At 35.5% G+C, this 19282-nt stretch carries 13 protein-coding genes and 1 tRNA gene; 9 read left to right on the top strand and 5 right to left on the bottom strand.

Features of this window, described 5'->3' with window-relative positions; genetic code table 11:
• The 3 genes from CLV62_RS09820 to CLV62_RS09830 form a co-directional block, all read right to left on the bottom strand.
• Nucleotides 1–3197: DUF7149 domain-containing protein (locus CLV62_RS09820; protein ID WP_245904069.1), on the bottom strand; the 3197-nt coding region annotated here is incomplete at its 3' end.
• A 4-nt stretch (nt 3198–3201) separates the two neighbouring features.
• The gene (locus CLV62_RS09825) at nt 3202–4116 is read right to left on the bottom strand and encodes a restriction endonuclease (protein ID WP_110310612.1); all 915 of its coding nucleotides are present in this window, start codon (nt 4114–4116) and stop codon (nt 3202–3204) included.
• A 390-nt stretch (nt 4117–4506) separates the two neighbouring features.
• Nucleotides 4507–4581, bottom strand: a tRNA-Pro gene (locus CLV62_RS09830).
• A gap of 153 nt (nt 4582–4734) precedes the next feature.
• Here CLV62_RS09830 and aspS point away from each other — a divergent pair.
• The 5 genes from aspS (at nt 4735) to CLV62_RS09855 (ending at nt 12981) form a co-directional block, all read left to right on the top strand.
• Entirely contained in the window at nt 4735–6489 is a 1755-nt protein-coding gene (gene aspS, locus CLV62_RS09835) for an aspartate--tRNA ligase (RefSeq protein ID WP_110310613.1), read from the top strand.
• 210 nt (nt 6490–6699) lie between these two features.
• Nucleotides 6700–7155, top strand: a complete 456-nt coding sequence (locus CLV62_RS09840; RefSeq protein ID WP_110310614.1) for a MarR family winged helix-turn-helix transcriptional regulator — start codon at nt 6700–6702, stop codon at nt 7153–7155.
• Between the two features lie 12 nt (nt 7156–7167).
• Nucleotides 7168–8271 (top strand): efflux RND transporter periplasmic adaptor subunit, encoded by a 1104-nt coding sequence (locus CLV62_RS09845; RefSeq protein WP_110310615.1) that lies wholly within the window; start codon nt 7168–7170, stop codon nt 8269–8271.
• A gap of 131 nt (nt 8272–8402) precedes the next feature.
• Nucleotides 8403–11573 (top strand): efflux RND transporter permease subunit, encoded by a 3171-nt coding sequence (locus CLV62_RS09850; protein ID WP_110310616.1) that lies wholly within the window; start codon nt 8403–8405, stop codon nt 11571–11573.
• Nucleotides 11574–11586: 13 nt separating this feature from the next.
• The gene (locus CLV62_RS09855; protein ID WP_110310617.1) at nt 11587–12981 is read left to right on the top strand and encodes an efflux transporter outer membrane subunit; all 1395 of its coding nucleotides are present in this window, start codon (nt 11587–11589) and stop codon (nt 12979–12981) included.
• A gap of 35 nt (nt 12982–13016) precedes the next feature.
• Here CLV62_RS09855 and CLV62_RS09860 read toward each other — a convergent pair whose 3' ends face one another.
• Nucleotides 13017–13922 carry an AraC family transcriptional regulator gene (locus CLV62_RS09860; protein ID WP_110310618.1) on the bottom strand — a complete coding sequence of 302 codons (906 nt, stop codon included), beginning with the start codon at nt 13920–13922 and terminating at the stop codon, nt 13017–13019.
• Between the two features lie 210 nt (nt 13923–14132).
• Between CLV62_RS09860 and CLV62_RS09865 the strand changes: the two genes are divergently transcribed.
• Nucleotides 14133–15260 carry an acyltransferase family protein gene (locus CLV62_RS09865; RefSeq protein ID WP_110310619.1) on the top strand — a complete coding sequence of 376 codons (1128 nt, stop codon included), beginning with the start codon at nt 14133–14135 and terminating at the stop codon, nt 15258–15260.
• A 58-nt stretch (nt 15261–15318) separates the two neighbouring features.
• Here the strand turns inward: CLV62_RS09865 and CLV62_RS09870 are convergent, their stop codons facing one another.
• Complete coding sequence (locus CLV62_RS09870) at nt 15319–15939, bottom strand: hypothetical protein (protein WP_110310620.1); 621 nt, start codon at nt 15937–15939, stop codon at nt 15319–15321.
• A gap of 120 nt (nt 15940–16059) precedes the next feature.
• On the opposite strand from CLV62_RS09870, the gene recN reads away from it, so the two are divergent.
• The 3 genes from recN (at nt 16060) to rlmB (ending at nt 19263) form a co-directional block, all read left to right on the top strand.
• Complete coding sequence (recN, locus tag CLV62_RS09875) at nt 16060–17721, top strand: DNA repair protein RecN (RefSeq protein WP_110310621.1); 1662 nt, start codon at nt 16060–16062, stop codon at nt 17719–17721.
• Nucleotides 17718–18428: an SMI1/KNR4 family protein gene (locus CLV62_RS09880; RefSeq protein WP_110310622.1), complete on the top strand. Its 711-nt coding sequence runs from the start codon at nt 17718–17720 to the stop codon at nt 18426–18428. Before recN ends, CLV62_RS09880 begins: the two co-directional genes overlap by 4 nt.
• A gap of 91 nt (nt 18429–18519) precedes the next feature.
• The gene (gene rlmB / locus CLV62_RS09885; protein WP_110310623.1) at nt 18520–19263 is read left to right on the top strand and encodes a 23S rRNA (guanosine(2251)-2'-O)-methyltransferase RlmB; all 744 of its coding nucleotides are present in this window, start codon (nt 18520–18522) and stop codon (nt 19261–19263) included.
• Nucleotides 19264–19282 lie beyond the last annotated feature (19 nt).

A 19282-nucleotide genomic window follows, 5' to 3' on the forward strand; every position in this document is an offset into this window, starting at 1 on the left:
GGGAATGTGCATATTAGCCATAAATCAGCAAATTCATAGCCATAGCGTTTTATATCCCTGCCTCTTAAAATAGGGCGAATAATTTCGGCATTTTTAGGGGATTTTTCTATTAATTCATCTTTAGTTTTCCCATCAATTATGAAAGCCTCATTGTACCCTGTTAATATACCTCGATAGATATTTATATCCCAGTCTTTCAAAGGAATGCCTACTCGTTCTATTTTATCTTTGATGCACCTTTCTATTTCAGATAGTATTACAAAAGAAGCAATAGAGTTTTCCCCACCAAATGAGGAACTTATAGCATTTTGCATAAGATAATCGCTCAATTTAGTTATCCCAGAACTGAAGTCTTTTTTTATTTGACAAGTCTCTGTTTTATGTAGGTTAGCACCTTTCTGGAATGTCATAATATTGACATCTACAGTAGCTTCATCAAAGACTTTTATACCAGTAAAGTCAATCAATAAAATTGGATTCGTTTGTTCTACAAAATATTGACGCATACTTTGCCCATATCCTGCACGCATCCATTTATTGGATGTGATAAATGATAAGAAATGGTTTGGACGAAGTAAATCGTTACCTAATTCATAGAACAAGCAGTATATATCGCCAGTTCGTTCAAATGTTTCATATCCCATTTGTTTATAAACATCTGTAATCTCACCCATTGATTGAAGCTGGATATATGGTGGATTTCCAATGATAGCATCAAAGCCAATATAATTACCCTCGTCATCTAATACTTCAGGGAACTCCAAACGCCATTCTAGTGCATTTTGGTAGATTTTATTATTCTTTATTTCATTGATGATTGATTTGTATTTATCAACCATTTTTTGAGTTTCATTGGTTTTCTTCTGAATAACCTTCTTTTCCTTAGAATTAAGTTCAAATAGATTCGGTGCTGTTAGATCAGATAACTCCTTTTGCCATTTCAACAAAGTCCTAGAGGTCTTATCATTTCTTCCAATTTCAGTTTTTAAGCCACTCTTTATTTTCGTTATCAATCTATTTAACTCATGTTTCTCAGCCTTATCATGGGCATCATGATATTTCGCAATAGCTTCTTTATATTCTGCTACTGTATAACCAATAGCCCTTAACGCAGGCTTTAAATCTTCATCTAATGAAAAACGATGTACAAGAGAATTTCCGCATTTAATATTAATGTCAATATTGGGTAATGTTTCTAATTCATTAGTTCCAACCTTATAATAAGTATGTTTCAATAGCTCTATCCATAGACGTAATTGACATATCTTTACTGAATTGGGATTAATATCTACTCCAAACAAGCATTTCTCTATAATCGTTTGTTTTTCGTGAAATAGAATTTCCTGTACTCTCTGACTCTCATGGTTATAGGGGATATATTTGAAAATTCCAAATTCGTTATCACTAATGATCAATTCATCATTTTCTACTGTTATTTTATAATCTCTAAGCCGTTTGCCATTTTTATCTATTAAGATTCCTAATTCAGACTTTAAGGCAATCATTTCATTTAGGCTAGACACGAGGTAGTGCCCCGATCCCACCGCCATATCGCATATTTTGATAGAGTTAAATATCTGATTTGCCTCTGACAAGTCAGATATTTTATTGTAGAGATCATTTATTGTTGTACATTCCCAACCTTTTGCCTCATTAAATTTTTGTATTACTGTTCGGGTAATAGTGTCTCGGCACATAAACATGGTAATAAAACTCGGTGTGAAAAATGAGCCGTCTTTATATCCGTTTATTTTCTCAAAAATAAGACCTAATACTGAAGCCGAAATTAAAGGTTTATTTTCTTCCTGAATATCTTCCGAACCTTCGCTACTGAAATCATAAGCATCCAAAAACCGCAAGAGGTATTCTAGTGGGTTAAGCTCTATTTCTTTTGTATTGTTTTTACCTTTTAATACAGATTTTGAGTATATACTTATTCGAGCCTTATCTCGTAAGTTGCTAATAGCAATTGTGTAGGCTTCAAGTTCTGTTTGTTCGAATAATGAACTGTTTAAATAGGGTACATGGGCGAATTTCTCTTTTAGATATCCTTCTCTCCGTTCTTCCTCTTTTCTTGCTAAAATTTGGAAAAACAAACTATTCAAATCGTCATAACCCTCAATTTTATCGATCGTAAGGAAGGAATAACCCTTATCATTACTATGATATTTTATTATTTGTGATTCAAGTAGCTTTAAAAATAGTACCCTGTTAATCCATGTAATACTTAAATCTAATGCAACATTGAATAAACGTTCTTCATTGGTGTTGCCATACTGACTAATATTAGGTAGCCGGGATAACTTATCCATTGAATCTAATTCATTAATGGCGTTTTCTATGATAGAGCCATTATCTCTTTTTCCTTTAGGTTTCCTAACAATAAATTTTTGAGTGCCTTCTTTAATTTCTTCTAAGCCAAGTATATGTAGTAACTCGCCATAGAACTCTTTGTTTAACTGGTTATAGTCATTTGCAAAAGGTAGTTTGAGTAAATGTATCGGAGACAAAAATTTATATAGAGCTATTAACTTCTTGTCATCCTCTCTATCCGCATTTCTAAGTATTTTATTATAATCTCTAATATCAAAATAAGTATATGGTATTTCGGTTTGAAGTTTATCGATAGCAGGAGCGGCTATCTCTTTATAAAAGAAATCTGTGCTTGTTCCTGATAGAGTTCCATCTTGAAACTGTTCAAATTTTTTCAGTAAGGCTTTGTCTTGATAAAAAAGTTTCTCGAAATCCTGAGCATCAAATACAAACCACTCATTTATATTTGTGATTACCAAATAACGTAGTTCGAAGTTTTTTGCAGTTTTTCTCTCCCGAAGGTAATATAACACGAGTTCTTGAAATGATTTAGCATTGAGATTATTTTTGCTAATCATCTCTCCTTTATTCGTTGGCTTTTTTACTTCAATTAATACTCCAACTGGCGATTTAGCATCTTTTCCATTATGAATAACAAGATCGTTATAGCCTTTGGTATTTATATAGTGGTTATTTTTATAATATACAGAGTTAAGAAAATCTGTTATCAGATTTTTGTGAAACTCCTCACTTTCCGAATCATTAATTTTATCCAGTAAAGAAATAAACTCTTTTTTGAATAATTCAATCTCTTCACGATCTGGCTTCTGCTTAAAAAATGCTGGATTTAAGGCTTGTTTTGGAGTCTTTATAATTGTCTGCATAAGTTTATTCTTCAAAGTAATCACTATCTATTTTTTTAATCTCATAAACGTGTTGAGTTGCGACACCAAGATTATAATCTATCATTAGTTGGGCAAGTTGAAATCCATCTATTAATACTATTTTGGTTTCATTACGGGGAACATATTCTAATGCATCTTTGCTAAATGATGATGTTGTAATGAAAACACCTTTTTTAGCACCTTGCCCAGCTAAAGCTCCAATAAATCTGTGTATTTCTGGACGCCCTACAATATTTCCTGATTGCCATCTTTTTGCTTGTATATAAATAATGTCAAGCCCTAGCTTGTCTTCTTTTATAGTTCCATCAATACCCTCATCTCCACTTTTCCCAATTGCTTTTCCTGCATCCTTCATTGATCCTCCATAGCCCATCTTGACTAGCAACTCTACCACAAGCTTTTCAAAAAAAGAAGGAGATAGCTTCGTTACCTTATCTAATAATTCTTGTGCTAATGATTTTCGTATATTTTGATAGGAGTTTTCTAAAACTTCTTCAGGTGTTTGTGCTGATATTTCATTTGGGTTATCAGTATTTGTAGATGAAACGTCATCACGTTTCAAATTTTGAAATTCTAGAAATTCGGGGTATTGTTTTAAAAAAGTAACATTTATTTCTTTTGGTTTTTGCTTGAGAGCAGCAAGCCCTCGTTTCGTAATACATATGAATCCTCGTTTAGGCGAATCTATAAGCCCTGATTTTTTTAGATAGGTTCTTGCCCAGCCGACTCTATTTCCAAATAAAAAAGTTTGTCCGCTTGGTAGTAGTTCTTTTCGGTCATCTTCTGTAAGCTTAAACTCATCGGCAAGTTGTTCAATTATATCATTGAGTCTATATTCTTTTTTGTCTTGGACAGCTTTCAATAAAGGAAGCATTATTGCTTGATAACTAGGGATCATATTTATTACACTTTTATAAAGAAATCAGAGGGTTAGCATTAGAGACAAAGTTAATAATATTGTTTAATTAACTTAATAATTAGGACGAGAAATAGATTTGCAAATTCTGTGTGCACACAACTATTTTATCAAATTATATTTTAATATTATCAAGAAAGCTATTATTACTTGTTTAGCATATATTTGTATTACTGTAAGTGTAGATTGTCAGTCTTTGATATAGCTGGGAAATGAAATTATTTGAAACAAAATATGGCTTAAATAGCTGATTTTGATATTGGAATAAGTTGCATTATTTTTCTTTGTATTTCAATAGTTGTGTGCAAATTGTGTGTACGTATAAAAAGAAAAGAGAGCCAGATTTTCATCTAACTCTCTGATTTTGAACTGTCGGGATAGCGGGATTCGAACCCACGACCCCCTGCTCCCAAAGCAGGTGCGCTAACCGGACTGCGCTACATCCCGTATTTGATTTCCCAAATGCGATGCAAAGGTATGACATATTTTTTAATAACAAAATATTTGGAGATTTTTTTTTTGAAAAAATGAGATCACCCCAATAAAATAGCTATTTTTGTAACTCAAGAAACAGAATCCATATTAGTCAATTATTTTACTATGTATAGAAATCATACATGCGGAGAGCTTAGGCTAGCAGATGAAAATAAAGAAGTTATCCTGTCGGGGTGGGTGCAAAAGGTGCGTAAATTGGGAGGTGGTATCACATTTGTTGATCTTCGCGACCGTTATGGCATTACTCAATTAGCTTTTTACAAAGATGTAAACGAAGACCTTTATGAGGAAGCTAATAAGTTTGGACGCGAATGGGTTTTACAAGTTGTAGGAACTGTTCAGGAACGTTCAAGTAAAAATAAAAATATTCCAACCGGAGATATTGAAATAGCTCCAAGTAAAGTTATAGTATTGAATTCATCGGAAACTCCTCCCTTTACTATAGAGGATGAGACAGATGGGGGAGACGATATTAGAATGAAATATCGTTATTTAGACTTAAGACGTAATCCTGTTCGTAAGAATCTAGAGCTTCGTCATAAAATAGCATTCGAAACTCGCGCTTATTTAGATAAGTTGAACTTTATGGAAGTTGAGACTCCTGTTTTGATTGGTTCTACTCCCGAAGGAGCAAGAGACTTTGTTGTCCCTTCGAGAATGAATCCGGGAGAGTTTTATGCTTTGCCTCAGTCACCACAATTATTTAAGCAATTGTTGATGGTATCGGGATTCGATCGTTATTTCCAGATAGTAAAATGTTTTCGAGATGAAGATTTACGTGCAGATCGTCAGCCCGAATTTACTCAGATAGACTGTGAAATGTCATTTGTAGAGCAGGAGGATGTGCTTCAAATGTTTGAGGGGTTGACTAAGCATTTATTTAAAGTTGTAAAAGGCATTGATATACCGGACTTCCCTCGTATAACATATGCTGATGCTATGAAGTACTATGGATCAGATAAACCGGATACTCGCTTTGAGATGAAATTTGTTGAATTGAAAGATTTAACAGCAGGTAAAGATTTCGTTGTATTTGATAGTACAGAGTACGTAGGTGCTATTTGTGCTAAAGGGTGCGCCGAATATACACGTAAGCAATTAGATGAATTGACGAACTTCGTAAAACGTCCTCAAATTGGAGCTAAGGGTCTTGTATATGTAAAATGTGAGGCGGATGGAACATTTAAATCATCAGTCGATAAATTTTATGGGCAAGAAGAACTTGCAGCATGGGCGAAGCGTTGTGAAGCTGAAGCTGGCGATTTGATCCTTATCATATGCGGTGAAACAGAAAAAGCTCAGAAGCAGTTAAGCGAGCTTCGTCTTGAAGTTGGAGAGCGTTTAGGACTTTGTGATAAGAACAAATTCAACTGTTTGTGGGTAATTGATTTTCCTTTATTGGAAAAAGATGAAGAGTTGAATAGATTCTTTGCAAAACATCATCCATTTACGAGTCCTCATAAAGAAGATATTCCATTATTGGATTCAGATCCAGCAACTGTTAGAGCCAGTGCCTATGATATGGTTATTAATGGTGTTGAAGTTGGAGGAGGCTCTGTGAGAATCCACAATAGTGAGTTACAAGAGAAGATGTTTGAAGTTTTAGGATTTACCAAAGAAAAAGCACAAGCGCAATTTGGTTTTCTGATGGACGCTTTTAAATATGGAGCACCTCCACATGCAGGGTTGGCTTTCGGGTTAGACCGGTTAGTATCTCTATTTGCCGGACTTGATTCCATACGTGATTGTATTGCATTCCCCAAAAATAATTCGGGGCGTGATGTTATGATTGATGCTCCTTCTGTAATAGATGATGAGCAATTGAAAGAATTACAGCTTGTTGTAAATCTGAAGAACTAAAGCTAACGTTAAATTCTATAAAAAAAAGGATAGTTGCTTTTGTAGCACTATCCTTTTTTTGTACATTAGGCGCAGTATTACGGACCTTTTAATTTATATTATATAAGTAAAAAAAGTTAATTTATTTCATTTTTATTGATAGTAGGTGCGCTTATTATAAGTGTACTTACTATATTTGCATCCACAAAATATAATGGATAATGAGTAAAAATGAATAAAGATTGTAGAATAGGTGATCCATACAATGATTTAGGTTTTCTTATATGGCAGATAATGAAAACATGGCAACGCGGTAAACATAAACTATTGGATGAATTTGGGCTTACTGGTTCGCAGATGGAGGTATTATCGGCTGTGTATCATTTGGGTCAAACGGAGCAGGAAGTAACACAAATTGCAATTTCGAATGTAACCAATGTTGATCCTATGACAACATCCACAATTCTTCGAAATCTGCACAAGAAAAAATTGATCGACAGAAAAGCTAGTAAAATAGATACGAGAGCACGTGTAGTAGAAATAACAGATGATGGTACGGAACTTTTTTTAAAAGCGATAACCAAAGTTCGTCATTCTACAGATGCACTCTTAGAACATATGGATGGCGATGCTTTAAAAGCGCAGTTGCGATCTTTATTAGAAGTATTAAACAAGTTAAACAATTAAATAATATTAGGTATGTTTTTGAATAGGTTAAGTGTTGGGGTATTAGTAGCCTTGTTACTTGTTTCTTGTGGGAACAGCAAGCAGGAAGCGCCAAAACAAGAGGCTGCGGTATATCCTACTGCCGTATTGAGTGAGCAGAATACAGTTTTGGAATCTGTATATCCTGTAACAATCAAAGGTCAGGAGGATATTGAAATCAGACCACGTATTGATGGTTTCATTGAAGCAATTTACGTAGACGAAGGTGCCCTTGTGAAAAAAGGGCAAGCGTTATTTAAAATAAATTCGCCACAATCAGAGCAGGCCTTACTATCGGCTCAGGCAGCAGTAAATAGTGCACAGGCTGCATTGAATACAGCTAAATTGAACGTTGAACGCATACGTCCTCTTGCACAAAAAGGCATTGTGAGCAATGTTCAGTTGGAAACTACTGAAAATGCTTATGAATCATCAAAGGCAGCTTTCGCACAGGCTCAAGCCACCTTATCTAATGCTAAAGCTACAATGGGTTGGACAAGCGTAACTAGTCCTGTTGATGGAATCGTAGGTTCAATACCTTACCGTCAAGGTAGTCTTGTAGATAAAGCTTATGTGTTGACTACTGTAGCAAATACGAATAATGTATATGTTTATTTTTCTTTGAATGAAAAGGATTTAATGGAATTTTTGGAAAAAGCTCCTGGAAAAACTCAAGCAGAGAAAATTAAAAATATGCCGGAACTATCTCTCACCCTGGCAGATGGATCAGTATATCCTGAGAAAGGTAAAATATCAACGATTTCGGGATTAGTAAATACTAATACCGGATCAGTTAGTTTCAGAGCCGATTTTCCTAATCCTCAAGGATTATTGAGAAGTGGTACAAGTGGAAAAATCAGTATACCTACACATCTGGAAAATGTATTAGTTGTTCCTCAAAAAGCAACATTTGCACAACAAGACAAAGTTTTAGTATATAAAGTTCAAGGAGATTCAGTAGTGCAAACTCCTATCTCTGTATTGCAAATACCTGGTGGAAAGGATTACGCTGTAACCTCCGGACTTTCTAGTGGTGATCGAATTGTAACGGATGGGGTTATAACTCTTCGTAATGGTATGAAAATAAAAGTTCAGTAATTAAATTAAGAGGTAGTATGCATTTTATGCAATTTTCTCAATTACGTGAGCCGGTTGTATTTATGCTTAACTAACTAATAAGAGGTCTGAGGCCTTACTTGAATAAAAATTAAAACTATAAAAAGAATACAATGTTAAAAACCTTTATAGAAAGACCTGTATTATCTACAGTGATTTCGATCATTATTGTGATATTGGGGTTGATAGGGCTGCTTACCCTACCTGTTGCCCAATATCCTGATATTGCCCCCCCTACGGTACAGATTACTGCCAATTATAGTGGTGCTAATGCTGACGTAGTTATGAATAGTGTTGTTATCCCCATCGAAGAGCAAGTAAATGGTGTGGAAGGTATGACCTATATGACATCTTCTGCTTCGAATAACGGACAAGCAACTATTACCGTATTCTTCAAGCAAGGGATCAATCCTGATATTGCAGCAGTAAATGTTCAGAATATGGTTGCCCGTGCAACACCTTTGTTACCTGAAGAGGTTGTGAAGGTAGGAGTCACTGTTAAAAAGCAACAAAGTAGTACTATTATGTTTATGTCGTTGACCAGTGATAATCCTGATTATGACGGACGATTTATTCAGAACTATGCAAATATTAATATCTTACCTCAGATCAAACGTGTTTTTGGAGTAGGGGAAGCGATGGTGTATGGTGCACAGGACTATTCTATGCGTATTTGGCTTAAGCCCGATTTGATGAGTACTTATCAAATAGCACCGTCAGAAGTTATAGCAGCTTTAATGGATCAAAATATTGAGGCTGCCCCGGGTGAATTAGGGCAAAATAGCGATCAATCGTTTCAATATACATTGAAATATACGGGTCGTCTAAAATTGGCTACTCAATTCGAAGATATTATAATACGTTCACAAGATGGGCAGGTATTACGTATCAAAGACGTTGCTGATGTTGAGTTAGGTTCGCTTAACTATACTGTACACTCTCTAACGAACGGAACAGAATCTGTGGTTATTGCTGTTAGTCAAACAGCAGGATCAAATGCACAGGAAATTATCGATAATATTCAAACTACTCTGTCGGATGCTAAAGTTTCATTCCCTCCAGGGTTGAAATTGACTTATTTATTTAATGCGAATGATTTCTTGGATGCGTCTATCGAAAAAGTAATCCATACTTTGATTGAGGCTTTCATCCTTGTATTTATCGTAGTGTTTATATTCCTTCAGGATTTCCGTTCTACATTGATTCCGGCTATTGCAGTTCCGGTAGCTATTATAGGTACGTTCTTCTTCCTGCAAGTCTTTGGTTTTTCTATCAACTTGTTGACTCTTTTTGCTTTGGTACTGGCTATCGGTATAGTCGTCGATGATGCGATAGTCGTCGTCGAGGCGGTCCATGCCCAGCTCGACTCGGGGGTTAAGGACGCCAAAGTAGCAACTATGGCAGCGATGAAAGAAATTGCTCCGGCTATTGTATCTATTACATTGGTAATGGCAGCAGTATTTATACCGGTAAGTTTTATCGGTGGAACGAGTGGTATATTCTATAAACAGTTTGGTTTAACTCTGGCCATTGCGATTGTTATTTCAGCTATTAATGCATTGACATTGAGTCCGGCTTTATGTGCTTTGTTTTTGAAACCTCATAATGAAGAACATGGTCAAAAGAAAAGTTTTATCAAACGTTTCTATTATAGTTTCAATATCGGATTTAATGCCGCTACTCAAAAGTATAAATCGAGCCTTCACTTCTTAGGAAAGAGAGGACATCGCTGGATTACCGTAGTTATTATTCTGGTAAGCTCTGTAATCTTATACGTCTTGATGGTTATGATAATACCTAAAGGATTCGTACCTCAGGAAGATGGTGGTAATGCGATGGCTATGATTACCTTACCTCCGGGTTCGTCTCTTGAGAGAACCGATTCTGTTGTTGCAGAGGTAACTAAAATTATCAGAGACATTGAGGAAGTGAATGTTGTGACCAGTATTTCCGGAACAAGTTTCTTGAGTGGATCGGGAAGTTCGTATGCTTCATTAATTATAAAAATGAAGCCATGGTCGGAGCGTAAGATGACTGTAAATCAGCTGGCCAGTACTTTGACAGCTAAAACTGCTCATATACAGAATGCCACATTTATGTTCTTCGGGATGCCTACTCTACAAGGTTTTGGTATGACTCCGGGGATTGAAATGAAACTTCAGGATAAAACAGGAGGGGATATTCACAAATTCAATGAAATAACGAATAAATTCTTGGATGAAGTTAAGTCAAAAGATCAGGTAATGATGGCTATGACTACCTTTAATCCTAGTTTCCCTCAAAAACAGATAGATGCCAATATGGCAAAAATAAAAGAGGCGGGTTTAACTCTTACGGATGTAATGACTACTATGCAAGCTTATATTGGTAGTATGTATGTATCTACCTTCAACTTGTATGGAAAACAGTTCAGGGTAATGGTACAAGCTGCTCCCGAATACAGGTCTAAGTTGGAAGATTTAGATAAGATATCTGTACGGACATCCAGCGGAGCAATGGCACCTATTACAGAGTTCCTGACATTTACGAATGTAACAGGACCGCAAGCATTGACTCGTTTTAATATGTTCTCATCTATGGATGTAACCATCATACCTAACTTTGTTAAAGGTTATGGTACCGGAGACGTGATAAAATTGGTGGATGAAATTACTAAAACTTCACTTCCTGCCGGATATGGTTATGAATATTCGGGTATGACACGTGAGGAGGTAAGTAGTGGTAATCAAACAATACTAATATTTGGTCTTTGTTTAATCTTTGTTTATCTTTTGTTAGCCGCTCTTTATGAGAGTTATATTCTGCCATTAGCGGTTATTATATCGTTACCGGTTGGTCTTGCGGGAGTATTCATTTTTATCTTCGTGGCCATGATGGGAGGTAGTGGAATTATGAATAATATCTACGTCCAGATATCGCTGGTCATGTTGATCGGACTTCTTTCGAAGAATGCAATTTTGATCGTGGAATATGCTATACAGCGTCGTCAACAAGGTATGAGTATTGTTGATGCTGCTATCAATGGTGCAGTTGCACGTTTGCGTCCTATCCTGATGACATCATTCGCCTTTATCTTTGGTCTTATGCCTTTGATGTTTGCATCGGGAGCAGGAGCTATCGGTAACAGATCTATTGGTATCAGTGCCATTGGTGGTATGTTTATTGGTACTATGATTGGAGTATTGGTGATTCCGTCTCTATATATCATTTTCCAGAATATACAGGAAAAATTTAGTAAATCTGGAGTGTTGAATTCTGACGATAAGACAATAGCAAGCAAGTAAATAGAAATTAAATATGAACAAGAAATATATCAAAGGAATTATTCTATTGGGGCTAACAGCCTCAATAGGATTCAGTTCCTGTCAGGTTGTCAATAAATATAAAACTCCTGAGGTTGATTCAGAGGAGTTATTCAGAGATGAAAATCCGACTGATACTACGTCTATAGCGGATCTTTCGTGGAGAGAGTACTTCAAGGATCCTATTCTTCAGGCTTTGATTGAGGAAGGCTTAGAGCAAAATTTTGATATGCAAATAGCAATGACTCATATTCAACAAGCTGAGGCTAGTTTGAGTATGGCACGTGCTGCTTACTTTCCTAATGTAGCATTGGTTGGTCAATTTAACCAATCCAGAACCAGTATTAATGATGCTGGTGTAAAAGATGTTTTGGGATACAGCTCTACTCAATATGGTTTAGGTATAGCCGTAACATGGGAAGCTGACCTTTGGGGTAAGCTGAATAGACAAGCTCGAGCTTCGTTTGCTCAAATGTTATCAACTCACGCGTATCGCGATCTAATACAAACTTCTCTTATATCTAATATTGCTACATCATACTATTCTTTGATGGCATTAGATGAGCAATTGAGAGTTACTAAAGAGACAGTTGAATTGTTGAGACAAAGTAGCGAAACAATGCAAGCATTAAAAGATGCGGGTATGTTGAATGGTGCTGCTGTAGAGCAAAGTAAAGGTTTGATGTATGGTACTGCAGTAAGTATCCCTAGTTTGGAAATTCAAATTAGAACATTAGAAAATAGTCTTTGTTTATTGTTGGCTCGTAAGCCGGGTTCGGTTATGCGTGCATCAATTGAGAATCAGGATGTACCCGAAGAAATATCTTTTGGTGTGCCGGTTCAGATGTTAGCAAAACGTCCGGATGTGCAACAAGCAGAACTTGCTTTTAGAAGTGCATTCGAATTGACTAATGCAGCTCAGGCTAGTTTCTATCCTTCGTTGACTTTGAATAGTGGTTCTTTGATTGGTTTTGTAGAAAACTTTAAACCAGAGAATATTATAGCAAATATCTTGGCGAGTCTTACTCAACCTATCTTTGCTCAAAAGCAATTGATCGGTCAATTGAGAATCCGTAAAGCTCAACAAGAAGAGAGCTTACTTTCATTCCAAAAAGCTGTTTTGACTGCCGGAAAAGAAGTGTCTGATATTATGTATACTTATGAGGCATCTTTGACAAAGAATGCTCCACGAGCTAAACAAGTAGAGTCTTTGGGTACAGCAGTTTATTTTACTCAAGAGTTGTTAAAAGCAGGCGAGTCTGATTATACTGAGGTATTGATCGCAGAACAAAACTTATTACAAGCTCAACTAGGACAAGTTAGTGATAAACTAGAGCAGTTACAAGCTACAGTTGACTTGTACAGAGCACTAGGAGGTGGTGTTAAATAATTACCCTTTCGATATTTGATAAAAAAAGCATATACTCAATTTGAGTATATGCTTTTTTCTTTTAGACTAGTAGGATGGGGATATTGTAAAGATGCTGTTTTTCTATATTCAGTTGGAGTTATATTCTTTATCCTCTTAAATACACGGTTATAATACGGAATATCTTTAAATCCTGAGATAAAGCAGATTTCAGCAATGGAGAGATTTGTTTGGATAAGCATTTGGCATGAAGATTCAATTCTATATTCTGTTAAATATGAAAAGAAGGTCTTACCTGTCATTTTCTTAAAGAAGATACAAAATGAGGATTTATCTAACTCTATAAGTTTAGCCATTTCGTCTAAGTTTATATTGTTCTGATAGTTATTCATAATGTATAATTGGATCTTTTGCATCCTTATAGTCTTTTTATCCTCGAATATAGCTTTTCCTACAGTATCGGTATCCTCAGGCGAGGAAATCAGAACTAAAAGTTTAATTAAGGAAGATATTTTTTCTATTTCTGTTTGCTTTGTCATAGAAAGCATGAGATTCTGCAATTGTATTAATGTATTTCCTTTAAAAGAAATTGCTTCTGTATTATGTTGCATTCTCTTTATATACTTATCCATTTCAGGAAAAGTAGACGCACATTTTTCGAGAAACAGATTGGAAAATGTAAGTGTTATGTTCTCTATTTTTCCAGTTTCATCCGCATCAAATTCATTAAAAGACCAGCAGTGAGGTATATCAGGAGGTATTAGTATAACCTCATTTCGAGAAAAAGGCTCTATTGTATCTCCAATGATTCTAGTTCCACTTCCTGTGATTATATATGAGAGTTCCCATGTTTTTTGTTTATGAAATGTTATTTGTTCATTCCAGTATATTTTGACATGATCAAAAAAGAAAGAATGTATTTTTAATTCTGGAACATAAGTATATTTTAATTTTTCGAACATTTTATATCAAATATTTCTTCATTATTCAAATATAAGACAAGTATAATTAAATATAAGACAATTGAAATCATTCTATTTATTTTATTTTTGTGATTCTTTATGCTTGAGCAAAAATTAAGGATGATCGATACTATTAAAAACTATAAATGATGTATCATTTCAAGCTTAGCTAGTCAATAAATGTCGATAGATTAATATAATCAAAAAATAATGGAAGGAAACGTAGATCTTAAAAGTTCAAAACCACATTACGAAATTCTGGATGGTTTGCGGGGTGTTGCCGCTGTAGTAGTTGTCTTATTTCATGTTTTTGAGACTCATGCGGGAGGTGATCATGCTAAGCAAATTATTAACCATGGTTATTTAGCAGTCGATTTTTTCTTCCTGCTCTCAGGCTTTGTACTTGCATATGCTTATGATGACCGTTGGGGTAAAATGACACTTAAAGACTTCTTTAAACGCCGTATCGTTCGTTTGCAACCAATGATTATTGTGGGTTCTTTAATTGGTGGTCTATTGTTTTACTTTCAGCATTCCCCCGATTTAGGTTGGAGCGGAATAAATGAAGTTCCTGTTTGGAAGATGTTACTAGTTATGGTAATCGGATTTACCTTAATACCTGTAGGCAAAGGGTTGGATATAAGAGGTTGGAATGAAATGCATCCATTGAATGGTCCTGCATGGTCTTTGTTCTTTGAATATATAGCTAATATTGCTTATGCACTTGTTTTGCGTCGTGTTTCAAAAATAACACTAGGTATTCTTGTTGTAATAGCTGCAGGATTCACTCTTCAGTATGCCGTAACTAATCCTAACGGCGATATTATTGGTGGTTGGACTATTGATGATCTTACCCAATTAAGAATTGGTTTTACACGTTTGGCTTTTCCTTTTTTAGCGGGTTTATTACTAGCTAGGGTAAGTAAGTTGCATTATACTAAAAATGCTTTTTTATCAGCAGGTTTATTATTGGTTGTACTACTAGCAATGCCTCGTGTGGGAAGTGCTGATAGCTTATGGATGAATGGCTTGTATGAGTGTTTCTGTATAATGATATTGTTTCCTTTTATAATTTGGCTGGGAGCAGGAGGTAAAGTAAAAGGAAAAAAAGCTTCAAAATTTTGTAAATTCTTAGGCGATATATCCTATCCGGTTTATATAACACACTATCCCATTGTATACGTGTATATGGCATGGGTTGCCAATAATGGTTATACGTTGGAAGAAGCGTGGCCTTATGGACTATTGACGGCTGTTGCATCCATTACGGTGGCATATATAACTATGAAGTTTTATGATCTGCCAGTTAGAGAATGGCTTCGAAAGAAGTTTCTATAATTTAGAAAGTTGTCACTATATATTATAAATGGACTAGCCTTAAATAAACTCGATAAGTTTATTTAAGGCTAGTTTTTAAATTTCGGCGATGTCGGTTAATTTCATCAATAACAATGGTTGTACTCAAACTTATTCTTTGGTACGCTTTCTGAAAATCGGGATTGTCATCTAATTGAACATTGCGACGAACAAATTCATCAATACTCAGGTCATCACTATATCCTTTAAATATGACATCCTTGATTTTCTTGGCTTGCTTTAGAGTCAAAGCCATATCCTGCAAAGAAGGTATTGCCGCTAATGTTTGTATAACGGATGGTAGTTCATTATAATCGAGTGATGTTGCAAAGTCTTTTTCCTGTACTATGGCAATCCATGATCGTGTTTTGTTGAGATTATCCAATGTTATGTTATTTATAGGCTTATAGTTCAGATCAAATAATTCTTCTCTGATAAACGAAATAGTTCTGTTTAAATCAAATTTTTCTTTCTCGTAGAATTGTATTGCCATTTCTTTAGAACAACCTGTTTCTTTGCATATGTGTTCGGTCGACCTCGATTTAAATATATCGGCACATACTTTAATATCACCATTGTTTTCTTTGAGGAGTTTTATTGCTTCTGCCATCGGTATAGGCATTATTTCTCTAAGCGCTTTTACTTTTATTTTGTAATCCATATTGTATTTTATCTAAAATGCGAAGATACAAAGGTGTTTCTACATGATGAAATTTCACTACCTTTGTTTTGTATTTGTTTATCATAATGCTCACACTCTTTTATTCTTAGTATACGTTATATGCTTAAGTCATTATATATAAAAAATTATGCTTTAATCGACAGTCTCGAAATAGACTTCGAATCAGGATTTTCTGTAATCACAGGTGAGACAGGTGCCGGTAAATCAATTATATTAGGAGCTTTAGGGCTTATTTTGGGACAGCGAGCTGATCTTAAAACTATTAAGCAGGGCGAAACTAAATGTATAATAGAGGGTACTTTTGATGTGTCGGCGTACGACCTCAAAAGCTTTTGTGAAGAAGCAGGTATTGATTATGATCCCGATACATACATATTGCGTAGGGAAATATTATCGACAGGTAAATCAAGAGCATTTATCAATGATACACCCGTATCGTTGAATGACTTAAAAGATTTAGGAAGTCAGTTGATTGATATACATTCTCAGCATCAAAACTTGATGCTAGGCGATAGCCGTTTCCAGATGCAGGTTGTAGATTTATTGGCAGGTACAGGCGGTTTATTGAAAGAGTATCGTGAGTCATTTAAATTATATAAGAATGCTGATACAGCATTATCGAACTTGAAAGATTTAGCAGCAAGAAGCAAAGAGGATGAAGATTATCTTCGTTTTCAATTTGAGGCTTTGGCAGAGGCTAATCTGATAGAGAGTGAACTTGAAGAACTGGAACAAGAGCAGGAGACACTGAATCATGCCGAAGATATAAAATTGGCTTTGTATAAAGTATATACTTTGCTTTCGGATGATGATAAAGGAGTCGTTTCTTCTCTAAAAGAAGGATTAACCGCTGCCCGAAGTTTATCGGGAATTTATGTTCATGCTGAGTCTATTGTACAACGTTTGGAGACAGCATATATCGATCTGAAAGATTTGAGTACTGAAAGCGAGCGTTATGCGGGTGATGTGGAGTTTAGTCCCGAGCGTGCATCGTTTATAGAAGAACGTTTAGATCAGATTTATAGTTTACAACAGAAGCACAGAGTATCTTCTGTTGTTGAATTGATAGCTATATATAACGATTTAGCACAAAAGCTAACGAGTATTGATTCATATGATCAGCAGATAGAAGAGCTTCAAAAGGAACTGATTCAGAAACAAGAGAAAATGTTAGTACTTGCTGAAAAGCTAAGTAAGAAACGTAAGTCAGCAACTAAAAATATAGAGAAACAACTCATCGAAAAGGTAGCCTATTTAGGAATACCTAATGTTCGATTTGAGTGTGAGATAACTGCAAGAAATTATCCGGATACTTCGGGTATAGACGATTTGCAGTTTATGTTCTCAGCAAACAAAAACGTACCATTACAACCGGTGGCAGAAGTTGCTTCGGGAGGTGAAATTTCGCGAGTGATGCTTTGTTTGAAATCAATGATTGCAGGGGCAACAGCTCTTCCTACAATTGTTTTTGATGAAGTAGATACGGGTGTTTCTGGTGAGGTGGCTGATAAAATGGGGCATATTATGCAGGAGTTTGGTGGTCAGATGCAAGTTTTGGCTATTACACACTTACCGCAGATTGCAGCAAAAGGAAAAGCTCATTATTTTGTATATAAATCGCACGAAGGGGATAGTACAACTACCAACTTGCGAAAGCTGACAGAGGATGAGCGTATTAAAGAATTGGCACAGATGTTGAGCGGGTCACATATAACAGATGCTGCGATAGAGAATGCTAAAGTGATGTTAGGAAAGAAATGAATAAAATAAAAGAAACCGCAGAAAAAATACTCGGACGCAAATTAGAAGCATCGGAGGGAGTAGATATTCAATCTTTAGAAGTAGCAGAGAAAAAACTAAATGTGAAATTTCCGCAAACTTTAAAAGACTTTTATTTGAATGTTGGTCGTATAAGTTTGTTTACCGATGCTTTCGAGTTTTTCGCAAAGCCTAAACAAATATATATAAAGAGCAACAAATTAGTCTTTTTGGAAGAGAATCAGGCTGTCCTTTCTTGGGGGATCGATTTAGAAGATCTAGGAAAAGACGTAGTTCCTGTATATCATTCGCCAAATATAGGAGATCCCGAAGGCGAAGTAATTTGGTACGCTGAAGCATTACCTTTACCTGAGTTCTTGGTGTTGATTATGTTTTATCAGGCAGCTAGTGCAGATAGCGATATACAAGCAAAAACTGAGGGAGGATACTCTTTAAGCTACATTGGTTACAAGAGCGATCTGGAGAGTGCTGAGATATGGAGCAAATTCGAAAAAGAATTAGCTGATAAATGGGAAAAGGTCGTTGATGGTAATGGATTAGTTATTCATTGGTGCAAATATGGATTGTTGCTTTATTATTCTGTTCAGGATTTAGATTCGGATGTGGATGATTTAATATACCTAAGTACAAGAAAAGACTATGATTTGTCAGATTTCAAGAATAAGTTTGGTTTTCAAAAACTAGACTAAAAGGTACGGATGTTATATACATCCATTAGTAAATAGAGAAATAAAATAAATGGGCGTATATAATACGTCCCTACGATATAAAAGACTTTTAATGAAAGAAAAAGAAATGATTTTTGGCATACGTGCCGTTATAGAAGCTATAGAAGCAGGAAAAGAAATAGATAAAATAATTGTAAAGAGAGAACTGCAAGGTGATCTTTTTAGAGAATTAACTGCTGCTTTAGCATCACACGATATACCTGTCCAAAGAGTTCCGGTGGAACGTATCGACAGATATACACGTAAAAATCACCAAGGTGTAATTGCTTTTTTATCGGCTGTTACTTATGAGAAGATTGAAGATATTATTCCTTTTTTATATGAACAAGGAAAAAGCCCTTTTATCTTAGTTTTAGATGGGTTGACCGATGTTCGTAACTTCGGTGCAATTGCCCGTACTTGTGAGGTTGCAGGAGTTGATGCTATTGTAATACCTGCTCGAGGAAGCGTTACAGTAAATGCGGATGCTGTAAAAACTTCGGCAGGAGCATTGATGAAGATTCCGGTATGTAAAGAAAATAGTTTGACTGAAGCTATTCAATTTCTTAAAAATAGCGGAGTAAAAGTGGTAGCTGCAACAGAACGCGCTGCTCAACTGTATACTGAGGTTGATTATACCGGTCCTGTGGCTATTGTGATGGGTGCAGAAGACGTAGGTGTGTCTAATGACAATCTTCGTATTTGTGATGATTTAGTGAAAATTCCACAGTTTGGAACTATTGGTTCGCTGAATGTTTCGGTAGCTGCCGGAGTATTGATTTATGAATCTATCAGACAAAAAGGATTGAACGCATAATATTGACAAAATTTATACA

The organism is Indolivaga alginatilytica, assembly GCF_003201355.1.
GTDB classification, from domain to species: Bacteria; Bacteroidota; Bacteroidia; order Bacteroidales; family Dysgonomonadaceae; genus Dysgonomonas_A; species Dysgonomonas_A alginatilytica.

Excerpts from the sequence above, each read along its gene's own strand:
- CLV62_RS09825 (WP_110310612.1), bottom strand. The coding sequence starts at position 4,116 with ATGATCCCTAGTTATCAAGCAATAATGCTTCCTTTATTGAAAGCTGTC.
- aspS (WP_110310613.1), top strand. The coding sequence starts at position 4,735 with ATGTATAGAAATCATACATGCGGAGAGCTTAGGCTAGCAGATGAAAAT.
- CLV62_RS09840 (WP_110310614.1), top strand. The coding sequence starts at position 6,700 with ATGAATAAAGATTGTAGAATAGGTGATCCATACAATGATTTAGGTTTT.
- CLV62_RS09845 (WP_110310615.1), top strand. The coding sequence starts at position 7,168 with ATGTTTTTGAATAGGTTAAGTGTTGGGGTATTAGTAGCCTTGTTACTT.
- CLV62_RS09850 (WP_110310616.1), top strand. The coding sequence starts at position 8,403 with ATGTTAAAAACCTTTATAGAAAGACCTGTATTATCTACAGTGATTTCG.
- CLV62_RS09855 (WP_110310617.1), top strand. The coding sequence starts at position 11,587 with ATGAACAAGAAATATATCAAAGGAATTATTCTATTGGGGCTAACAGCC.
- CLV62_RS09860 (WP_110310618.1), bottom strand. The coding sequence starts at position 13,922 with ATGTTCGAAAAATTAAAATATACTTATGTTCCAGAATTAAAAATACAT.
- CLV62_RS09865 (WP_110310619.1), top strand. The coding sequence starts at position 14,133 with ATGGAAGGAAACGTAGATCTTAAAAGTTCAAAACCACATTACGAAATT.
- CLV62_RS09870 (WP_110310620.1), bottom strand. The coding sequence starts at position 15,939 with ATGGATTACAAAATAAAAGTAAAAGCGCTTAGAGAAATAATGCCTATA.
- recN (WP_110310621.1), top strand. The coding sequence starts at position 16,060 with ATGCTTAAGTCATTATATATAAAAAATTATGCTTTAATCGACAGTCTC.
- CLV62_RS09880 (WP_110310622.1), top strand. The coding sequence starts at position 17,718 with ATGAATAAAATAAAAGAAACCGCAGAAAAAATACTCGGACGCAAATTA.
- rlmB (WP_110310623.1), top strand. The coding sequence starts at position 18,520 with ATGAAAGAAAAAGAAATGATTTTTGGCATACGTGCCGTTATAGAAGCT.